Source organism: Halomonas organivorans (assembly GCF_014192055.1).
GTDB lineage: Bacteria > Pseudomonadota > Gammaproteobacteria > Pseudomonadales > Halomonadaceae > Halomonas > Halomonas organivorans.
The window spans coordinates 93,859-102,172 of record NZ_JACHXM010000011.1; the positions used below are offsets into that span (position 1 = coordinate 93,859).

At 64.8% G+C, this 8,314-nt stretch carries 8 protein-coding genes; 5 read left to right on the forward strand and 3 right to left on the reverse strand.

Annotated elements, in window-relative coordinates; all coding sequences use genetic code 11:
* Positions 1–137 precede the first annotated feature (137 nt).
* Positions 138–1,232: a hypothetical protein gene (locus tag FHR96_RS12590; protein WP_183388038.1), complete on the forward strand. Its 1,095-nt coding sequence runs from the start codon at positions 138–140 to the stop codon at positions 1,230–1,232.
* 75 nt (positions 1,233–1,307) lie between these two features.
* Here FHR96_RS12590 and FHR96_RS12595 read toward each other — a convergent pair whose 3' ends face one another.
* The gene (locus tag FHR96_RS12595; RefSeq protein WP_183388039.1) at positions 1,308–1,889 is read right to left on the reverse strand and encodes a GspH/FimT family pseudopilin; all 582 of its coding nucleotides are present in this window, start codon (positions 1,887–1,889) and stop codon (positions 1,308–1,310) included.
* A gap of 94 nt (positions 1,890–1,983) precedes the next feature.
* On the opposite strand from FHR96_RS12595, the gene thiO reads away from it, so the two are divergent.
* Positions 1,984–3,084 carry a glycine oxidase ThiO gene (gene thiO / locus FHR96_RS12600; RefSeq protein WP_183388040.1) on the forward strand — a complete coding sequence of 367 codons (1,101 nt, stop codon included), beginning with the start codon at positions 1,984–1,986 and terminating at the stop codon, positions 3,082–3,084.
* Positions 3,085–3,296: 212 nt separating this feature from the next.
* Here the strand turns inward: thiO and FHR96_RS12605 are convergent, their stop codons facing one another.
* The gene (locus FHR96_RS12605; RefSeq protein WP_183388041.1) at positions 3,297–3,554 is read right to left on the reverse strand and encodes a PP0621 family protein; all 258 of its coding nucleotides are present in this window, start codon (positions 3,552–3,554) and stop codon (positions 3,297–3,299) included.
* Positions 3,555–3,654: 100 nt separating this feature from the next.
* Between FHR96_RS12605 and FHR96_RS12610 the strand changes: the two genes are divergently transcribed.
* Entirely contained in the window at positions 3,655–5,286 is a 1,632-nt protein-coding gene (locus tag FHR96_RS12610; protein ID WP_183388042.1) for an NAD+ synthase, read from the forward strand.
* A gap of 156 nt (positions 5,287–5,442) precedes the next feature.
* Here FHR96_RS12610 and FHR96_RS12615 read toward each other — a convergent pair whose 3' ends face one another.
* Positions 5,443–6,252 carry an outer membrane protein assembly factor BamD gene (locus FHR96_RS12615; RefSeq protein WP_183388043.1) on the reverse strand — a complete coding sequence of 270 codons (810 nt, stop codon included), beginning with the start codon at positions 6,250–6,252 and terminating at the stop codon, positions 5,443–5,445.
* A gap of 160 nt (positions 6,253–6,412) precedes the next feature.
* Between FHR96_RS12615 and rluD the strand changes: the two genes are divergently transcribed.
* Both rluD and pgeF read left to right on the forward strand, forming a co-directional pair.
* Positions 6,413–7,372: a 23S rRNA pseudouridine(1911/1915/1917) synthase RluD gene (gene rluD, locus FHR96_RS12620; protein WP_183388044.1), complete on the forward strand. Its 960-nt coding sequence runs from the start codon at positions 6,413–6,415 to the stop codon at positions 7,370–7,372.
* A 10-nt stretch (positions 7,373–7,382) separates the two neighbouring features.
* Positions 7,383–8,138, forward strand: coding sequence for a peptidoglycan editing factor PgeF (pgeF, locus tag FHR96_RS12625; RefSeq protein WP_183388045.1), 756 nt, complete (start codon positions 7,383–7,385; stop codon positions 8,136–8,138).
* The last annotated feature ends 176 nt before the right edge of the window (positions 8,139–8,314 follow it).

Below are 8,314 nucleotides of genomic sequence, written 5' to 3' on the forward strand. Positions count from 1 at the left end.
AGCGGAGAAGAGCCGGTGAGTATGCCTGATGAGGGTAATCCAGGCTTCTACCAGGACGGTACCCGCATGTATGACGACTCCTGCTATAACGGTGCGAACAAGTACAAGCCAAATCAGTGTGATGGGTAGGGCATGTCATGAAAAAGCAACAGGGAGCCGCGCTGCTGGTAGTGCTTTCCGTGCTGGTCGTATCGCTGATGCTTGCTCTATCCAGCATGCAGTCATCGCTGATGGGTGAAAGGCTGGCCGGTAACTACAAGGCGGCAGTCCAGGCACGGATGGGCGCCGAAAGGGCGGCGTCAAAGGGATTTGATCCTGTTCAAAGCGATGACTATTTCGAGGAGGTTGATGATATAGGCGCCGTGGAGGCAATGGGATGGGGAGAGTTCTTGAGCGGTGGCGATCTCTTTGGTGACTCCTTGAGCGAGTCGGACAACGTCTGTTCGGGGCATACGAAGTGCTACTATCGGTATGTCGAGGGAGAGGGGGATGATTATGTGGTCGCCTATGGTGGGGTTCTGGCAGATGCAGGCGAAGTGTTGAGTAGCCGCGTGGTGCTGGTCAGGGTGGGTTTCGGTAATGCTTCGGTTTTTTCCTTGTATGGGCTGTTGGCTGGAGAAGACATTAATATAAACGGCGCTTCTGTCTTTGATGGGAGTGCGCATGCCAACGGTAAGTTTGTTGTCAATGGTGCCTATTTGCAGTGGGATGAAGATGCTTCCGTGACCGATGGGGGCGATGGCATCGAGGTCGATATACCCGAGGTGGATTTTGCTCCCTACCTGGGAGGGGAGTACGACGTCGTGACGCTGGAAGTTAAAGAAGGGAAGGGAGGGAAAGCGAATTCTTGCAGCTTTGACTATGCGGGGGGGCTGGAGGGCAAGGTGTTTTATTGTGATGGGGATATGACCATGTCTTCGAGCGGGTTCCATGACGCGATATTGTTGGCGGAAGGCGAGGTCAGCCAGAACGGTGCCATCACCACGGGAGAGAGTGGCGTCAGTACGGCTGTCTTGGCCAAGGGAGATATCGTGTTTAATGGCGCTAGTGTGGTCTATGGGTGGTTTTTGGCGGGCGGCGATGTCCGGCAGAATGGAAGCTCGGTGCTGAACGGCTCCATCGTGGCACATGGCACTATCAGTAGAAACGGCGGAATGATGTACCATCACCTGGATGGCGACGTGAACGTCTCTAGTGAGAGCGGTGGAAAGAACATCCTTTCTTGGCGGTGAAGCATGGCATGACGGGGCAGTTGCCGAAACACCGCTGCCGATATTCACCATGTGCTCATCGCTTGCATCACTGTATCAGCACTCCGGCCTATCGGAATCGACACGCACCCTGCCAACATTGTTGACGATGACCGTGGCGCCTTCGTCATACCGTCCACAGAGACGAAAGGTGCCGTTATAACCCGACGAACGCCCCAGTGCCGCGTAGCGTACTGGCCTGTCGTCGTTTCGATAGGTGAGGGCCGGTAAGGCGCTCTCGCCGAATTCCCGTATCAGCTCATCTCCGGGTTCTCCCCGGCCATCGAATATCGCCAGTGTCGCCAGCCAGGCGCTGCCTCCGGCGCTGTTGTCGATCTGGCATTGGGTCATGTTCGTGCTGGGACACAGGGTGATAGTGTGCCGACGGCTGATGGCGACGCTGCGTGTCATGGCCAGGGCCGTCTTCAGCCGCATCACCTCGGCGGCAACCTCATTGCGGGCGATGAACCGCTGGTAGCCGGGAATGGCCACGGTGACGAGAATCAGCAGCACGGCCACGGTAACCAGCAGTTCGACCAGGGTGAAGCCGCTGTTGCGGTGCCTTGCCAGAGGGCGGTGCTTTGCCAGGGGGCATGGCTTGCCGGTAAGGTATCTGGCTTCGGTGGCGTCGGGCTCCATGCCTGTCTCCGGGGGAACCCCGCGTTCCTCTGAGTTACCTCCTACTATCGGCCTGGCGCTGAATTCCCACCGTCAGTCAACTCGGACACGCTTCGTGAGCGATTTTCTCGTCGTGGGCGGCGGCGTCATCGGCATGATGACGACCCTGCAACTGGCCGATGCCGGCCATTCGGTAACCCTGCTCGAACGCGGCCAGTGTGGCCGTGAGGCGTCGTGGGCGGGGGGTGGCATCGTCTCCCCGCTGTACCCCTGGCGCTACTCGGCGCCCATCTCGCGGCTTTCTACCTGGTCGGAGGGGTTTTATCCCGAGTTGTCGCTGCGGTTGTTTGAAGAAACCGGGGTGGATCCGGAGTATCGCCAGAAGGGGCTGCTCTACCTGCGAGTGGATGACGAGGCGAGGGCGATGGCCTGGGCTCGCGACGTCGGCAAGCCGCTGGAGCGGGTGTCCGCCGACTTCCTCTATGCCAAGGAGCCGGAGGCGGCGCCGGGCTGTGATACGGCACTGTGGATGCCGACCCTGGGCAGCATTCGCAACCCTCGCCTGGCTCGGGCGCTGCGCTATCGTCTCGATGGCATGCCGCGCGTCACGCTCCGTGAGGCTTGTGAGGTCACCGGCTTCCGGCACGTCGCTGGCCGGGTGACGGGCGTGGACACCGCTGAGGGTATCGTCGAGGGTGATCGAGTGATCGTCTGCGGCGGTGCCTGGGCCGCGGGGCTGCTCGAACGTGTCGGTGTCGAGCTGCCGGTGCGTCCGGTGAAGGGGCAGATGATCCTGTTCAAGGCGCCGCCGGGACGAGTGAGCCGGGTCATACTGATGGATGGCCGCTACGTGATTCCGCGCGCCGACGGGCGCGTGTTGGCGGGTTCGACACTCGAGGAGGCGGGGTTCGACAAGACGACATCCGGTGACGCGCGCGAGTCACTGCGGGCCTCGGCGACGCGTATCGTGCCGGCCCTGGCCGAGTGCGAGGTGGAGCATCACTGGGCGGGGCTGCGCCCCGGCTCGCCGGACGGCGTGCCCTTCATCGGCGCGGTTCCCGACATGGAACGCCTGTACGTGAACGCCGGCCATTATCGTAACGGCCTGGTGCTCGCGCCGGCCTCGACGCATCTGCTGGTGGATGAACTGCTGGGGCGCGAGCCGATCCTGGATCCGGCCCCGTATCGTCTGGAAGGGCGAGTGAGCCTGGCCTAGGGGAAGGGCCTGGTGCAGGGGGATCAAGGTACGTTGGGTATGACGGGCGCTGGGTGGCGCCATTCGCGCAGCAAGCTGCGCTCCCACGAAACCCCGGCTGGCTGTCCGGGAGGTGCTGCTGCCACCATCCTGCTTGGCTGCTTGGCTGCTTGGCTGCTTGGCTGCTTGGCTGCTTGGCTGCTTGGCTGCTTGGCTGCTTGGCTGCTTGGCGCTCAGTCCTCGTGCTTGCGCTCTTCCAGATACTTGTCGCGGTGGTCCGCCGTGCAGAACCATTGACCCTTGTCGCGCAGGGCATCGTCTTCGGGCAGGTGGACCTGGCACCAGGCGCAGCGGACCATCTGTCCGCCCTGGGAGCCCGCCTGGGTAGAGTCCTCCCGTTCGAGCTTCCACTCGCGATACATGCGATAGAGCTTGAGGCCGGCGAAGAACAGCACGGCGAAGATGATCAGGCGGATCAGCAAGAGATTCATCCTTAATGGGCTCCCTGATGCGGGCCGGCCGCCTTTGCCACTCGACCGCCCTTGCGGGACAATGCAGGTATCCAAGGATTCTCGAGAGATTTCTACGCCCATGCAAGACCTGACGCTGGTGATGGCTCAGTTGGACCCCTTGGTCGGGGACATTCCCGGCAACACCGACCGAGCCATCGAAACGGTACGCGAGGCGCGCATCGAGCATGGTGCCGACATCGTGGTGCTGCCCGAACTGTTCCTGACCGGCTATCCGCCCGAGGATCTGCTGCTGCGCCCTTCGATGGAGACGCGCCTGCGCCATGCCCGGGCACGGATGGCCGAGAAGATGGCGCGAGACGTGATGGTGATCGTCGGCTATCCGGGGCGCCGCGAGGGGCAGAACTGGAACCTGGCCGGTGTGCTCTACAACGGCGAATGGCTCGACGAGTACGCCAAGCAGGCATTGCCCAACTATGAGGTGTTCGACGAGCAGCGCTATTTCGCCGTCGGCCACAAGCCGTTGGTCGTCGAGCACAAGGGCGCCAGGCTGGGCATCCTGATCTGCGAGGATGTCTGGGCCGAGGCCCCGGTCCAGCGGGCGCGGGACGCCGGGGCCGAGATCCTGGTGACCCTCAATGCTTCGCCCTTCCACCAGGACAAGCCCGCCGAGCGCCTGGCACTGCTCGAACAGCGCGCCCGCGAGGTGTCGCTGCCGATCGTGTACGTCAACCAGATCGGTGGGCAGGACGAGCTGGTGTTCGATGGCGGTTCGGCCTGCGTCGATGGCCTGGGACAGTTGCGGGTTCAGGCACCGCACTGGGCGGTGGGGCTGATGCCGGTGCAATTCGTCCATGAGCAGGACCGCTGGGTGCCTCAGGCCGGCGAGCTCGACGAGGAAGCCTCGGCCGAGGAGAACCTGTACTGCGCGCTGGTCACCGGGCTGCGGGACTACGTCAACAAGAGTGGCTTTCAGGGCGTGGTGCTGGGGCTGTCCGGCGGCATCGACTCGGCGTTGTCGCTGGCCATCGCGGTGGATGCCCTGGGGCCGCAGCGCGTGCATGCGGTGATGATGCCTTACCACTACACCGCCGATATCTCCAAGCAGGATGCCGCCGCCCAGGCCGAACTGCTTGGGGTGGAATACGAGGTGATGCCGATCGAGCCGATGGTCGAGGCCTTCATGTCGACCCTGGCCGAGAGCTTCGCCGGCACCGAGCGCGATACCACCGAAGAGAACCTGCAGTCGCGCTGCCGTGGCGTGCTACTGATGGCCATCTCCAACAAGAAGGGGTTGATGGTACTGACCACCGGTAACAAGAGCGAGATGGCGGTCGGCTACGCCACCCTCTACGGCGACATGGTGGGCGGCTACAACGCCATCAAGGATGTCTACAAGACCTGGGTCTACCGCCTGGCGCGCTGGCGCAACACCCAGTCGCCGGCAATCCCGGAGCGGGTCATCGAGCGCCCGCCCTCGGCAGAGCTGGCCCCGGACCAGCAGGACAGCGATTCACTGCCGGACTACGACATCCTGGACGCCATCCTGGTGCGCTATATCGAGGGCGACATGAGCGCCGAGGCGATCATCGACGCCGGTTTCGACCGCGACGACGTCTACAAGGTGGTAAGGCTGGTCGATCGCTGCGAGTACAAGCGCCGCCAGGCGCCGGTCGGCGTGCGGGTCACCCGTCGCGGCTTCGGACGCGACCGCCGCTATCCCATCGTCAACGGCTGGCAGCCTGGGGAGTAGCCACGAGCTACGGGCTCCGAGCTTGATAGCGAGCGGGCAGCAGCGGAGTTTGTTGCCCGCAGCCCGCAGCCCGCAGCCCGCAGCCCGCAGCCCGCAGCCCGCAGCCCGCAGCCCGCAGCCCGCAGCCCGCAGCCCGCAGCCCGCAGCCCGCAGCCTTTAGGCCGAGAGCGCGGGGGCGTCCACGTAGCGCGGGTCGAAGGTGCGGCCGTCGAGACGCTCGTGGTCCGGGGCGTTATCGATCAGTGTCCGCAGGGTTTCGCGGGCGCGCTCGGTCATGTCGAGGCCCATGTAGCCTTCGACCATGACGGCCAGGGCATCGCGAGTGCTTTGCGCCTGGGGATAGTGCTCGATCACCCAGCGGCCGCGCTCCACGGCGGCCAGGTAGGCGCCCTTGCGCAGGTAGAAGTCGGCGACCTGCAGCTCATGGCGGGCCAACAGGTTACGCAGGTAGACGATGCGCTGCTGGGCGTCCGGCGCATACTGGCTGTTGGGGAAGCGCTGGATGAGCTCGCGGAAGTCGGAGTAGGCATCGCGAGTGGCGCCGAGGTCGCGCTTGGAGATATCGATCAGCTTCAGGCCCTCGAGGCTGAAGCGGCCGGCCTGCCAGGCCGAGAGCCCGCGCAGGTAGTAGGCGTAGTCGACCTGGGGGTGATCAGGATGGAGGCGAATGAAGCGGCTGGCTGCGGCGCGGGCCTTCTCCCAGTCGCTGGTCTGATAGTAGGTGTAGATCAGTTCCAACTGGGCCTGCTCGGCGGTGTCGCCGAACGGGAAGCGGGTGTCGATAGCCTCGAGGCGATTGATGGCGGTGGTGTAGCGGCCGCCCTCCAGGGCCGCGCGGCCTTCCTCGTAAAGCTGCCGTTCCTTGAGGTCGGGGGCCTCTTCCTCGGCGGTGCTGGCACAGCCGGCCAGCAGGGCGCTCGCCAGCAGCATGGCGGCCAGGCGGGGTCCGGTCGTGATAACGCGCATCGTGATCCTCGTGTCAAACAACCCTGGGTGGCCGTGCTAGAATCGGCCCGAATCCGCCCACTATAAAGCACCTCGTGGCAAAACGCAGTCATCGCGCCACCCGCAATGACGCGCATCGCCGGGGGCCGCACCATCGCCCAGACGGACCATCACCGAGCTCATGTCCCAGACCCTCGAAGCCCAGCACCGCGTTCCCGAGCACATGGCAGGCCTGCGCCTCGACCAGGCCGCCGCCGAACTCTTCGCCGACTTTTCCCGGGAGCGCCTCAAGACCTGGATCAAGGACGGCGCCCTGACACTGGATGGTCGCCCCGCCAAGCCCAAGGACAAGGTCTACGGCGGTGAGGCGCTGGCCCTGGAGGCGGTGATCGAGGACGACACTCGCTTCGAACCCGAGGACATCCCGCTGGAGGTGATCTTCGAGGACGACGAGGTACTGGTGATCAACAAGCCGCCCGGGCTGGTCGTGCATCCGGCCGCGGGCAACCCCGACGGTACCTTGCTCAATGGCTTGCTGAACCACTGTTCCGACCTGGCGGCGGTGCCTCGCGCCGGCATCGTCCACCGCCTGGACAAGGACACCAGCGGGCTGATGGTGGTAGCCAAGACCCTGGCCGCTCAGGCCTCGCTGGTGGAGCAGTTGCAGGCGCGTACCGTATCCCGTGAATACGATGCCGTTGCGGTGGGGGTGATGACCGCCGGCGGCACCGTGGATGCGCCCATCGGCCGCCATCCCAAGGATCGCAAGCGCCAGGCGGTGAATGCCTCCGGCAAGCCGGCGGTGACCCACTACCGGGTGGTGGAGCGTTTCCGCGCCCATACTCATGTGCGCTGCAAGCTGGAGACCGGGCGTACCCACCAGATTCGCGTGCACCTGGCCCACCTGCGCTACCCGCTGATCGGCGATCCGGTCTACGGCGGGCGCCTCAAGCTACCGGCCGGAGCCGGGGAGACCCTCAAGGAGGTATTGCGCGAGTTTCCCCGCCAGGCGCTGCATGCCCGCAAGCTGGCCTTCGTGCACCCGGCCAGCGGTGAGACCTTGAGCTTCCGAGCGGCACTTCCCGACGACCTGCTGATGCTGCTGGACTTTCTACGCGAAGATCGAGAGACCCGACGCTAAGGAAACCGCCATGAGCGATGCCCTGGACCTGCGCCCCACCTTGATTCGCCCCGACTGGCCCGCACCGGCCTCGGTGGCGGCCTGCGTCACCACTCGCGAGACCGGCCCCAGCCAGGGCGATTTCGCGGCCTTCAACCCGGCGTTGCACGTGGGGGATAACCCGGCTCACGTGGCGCTGTGTCGGCGTCAGCTGCACAAGGAAATCGGCGACGACCGCCCGTTGCTGTGGCTCGACCAGGTGCATGGCGCCCGCGTCCAGTCGGAGTATGCCGAGGATTCGCCCGAGGCCGACGCCGCGGTGGCCTTCGATCGCGGTCACGCCTGCGTGGTGCTGACCGCCGACTGCCTGCCGGTGTTCTTCTGCGACCGGGACGGGCAGCGGGTCGGTCTGGCCCATGCCGGCTGGCGAGGTCTCGCCGGCGGCGTGCTGGAGGCCACCGTGGCGGCCATGGGTGTGCCCCCCGAGTCGCTGATGGCCTGGCTGGGACCGGCGATCTCCAACGCGCAGTTCGAAGTGGGCGGCGAAGTGCGACAGGCCTTCGTCGCCGTGCAGCCCGAGGCCGTCGAGGCCTTCGACCCGAGCCCCTATCGGCTGGGTCACTACATGGGCGATCTCTACAAGCTGGCGCGCCTGCGCCTTGAGCGGCTGGGACTCGCCCACGTCAGCGGCGGCCATTTCTGCACCGCCTGCGAGTCGCGCTTCTATTCCCATCGGCGCGACAACGGCGTCACCGGCCGCATGGCCAGCATGATCTGGATACGATAAGACGCGGCTACGCCCGGCCAGTAGCTTGAAGCTGGAAGAGCGCCGCTTCGCCCGGAGCTTGAAGTCATCAGCTGGAAGCTTGAAGAAAACCCGGCCGGGCTTCGCCCGGAGCTTGAAGTCATAAGCTTGAAGCTGGAAGAAAACCCGGCCGGGCTTCGCCCGGAGCTTGAAGTCAT

Coding starts and splice junctions, on each gene's coding strand:
- rluD (WP_183388044.1), top strand. CDS start 6,413: ATGTCCCAGACCCTCGAAGCCCAGCACCGCGTTCCCGAGCACATGGCA.
- FHR96_RS12610 (WP_183388042.1), top strand. CDS start 3,655: ATGCAAGACCTGACGCTGGTGATGGCTCAGTTGGACCCCTTGGTCGGG.
- pgeF (WP_183388045.1), top strand. CDS start 7,383: ATGAGCGATGCCCTGGACCTGCGCCCCACCTTGATTCGCCCCGACTGG.
- FHR96_RS12615 (WP_183388043.1), bottom strand. CDS start 6,252: ATGCGCGTTATCACGACCGGACCCCGCCTGGCCGCCATGCTGCTGGCG.
- FHR96_RS12605 (WP_183388041.1), bottom strand. CDS start 3,554: ATGAATCTCTTGCTGATCCGCCTGATCATCTTCGCCGTGCTGTTCTTC.
- FHR96_RS12590 (WP_183388038.1), top strand. CDS start 138: ATGAAAAAGCAACAGGGAGCCGCGCTGCTGGTAGTGCTTTCCGTGCTG.
- FHR96_RS12595 (WP_183388039.1), bottom strand. CDS start 1,889: ATGGAGCCCGACGCCACCGAAGCCAGATACCTTACCGGCAAGCCATGC.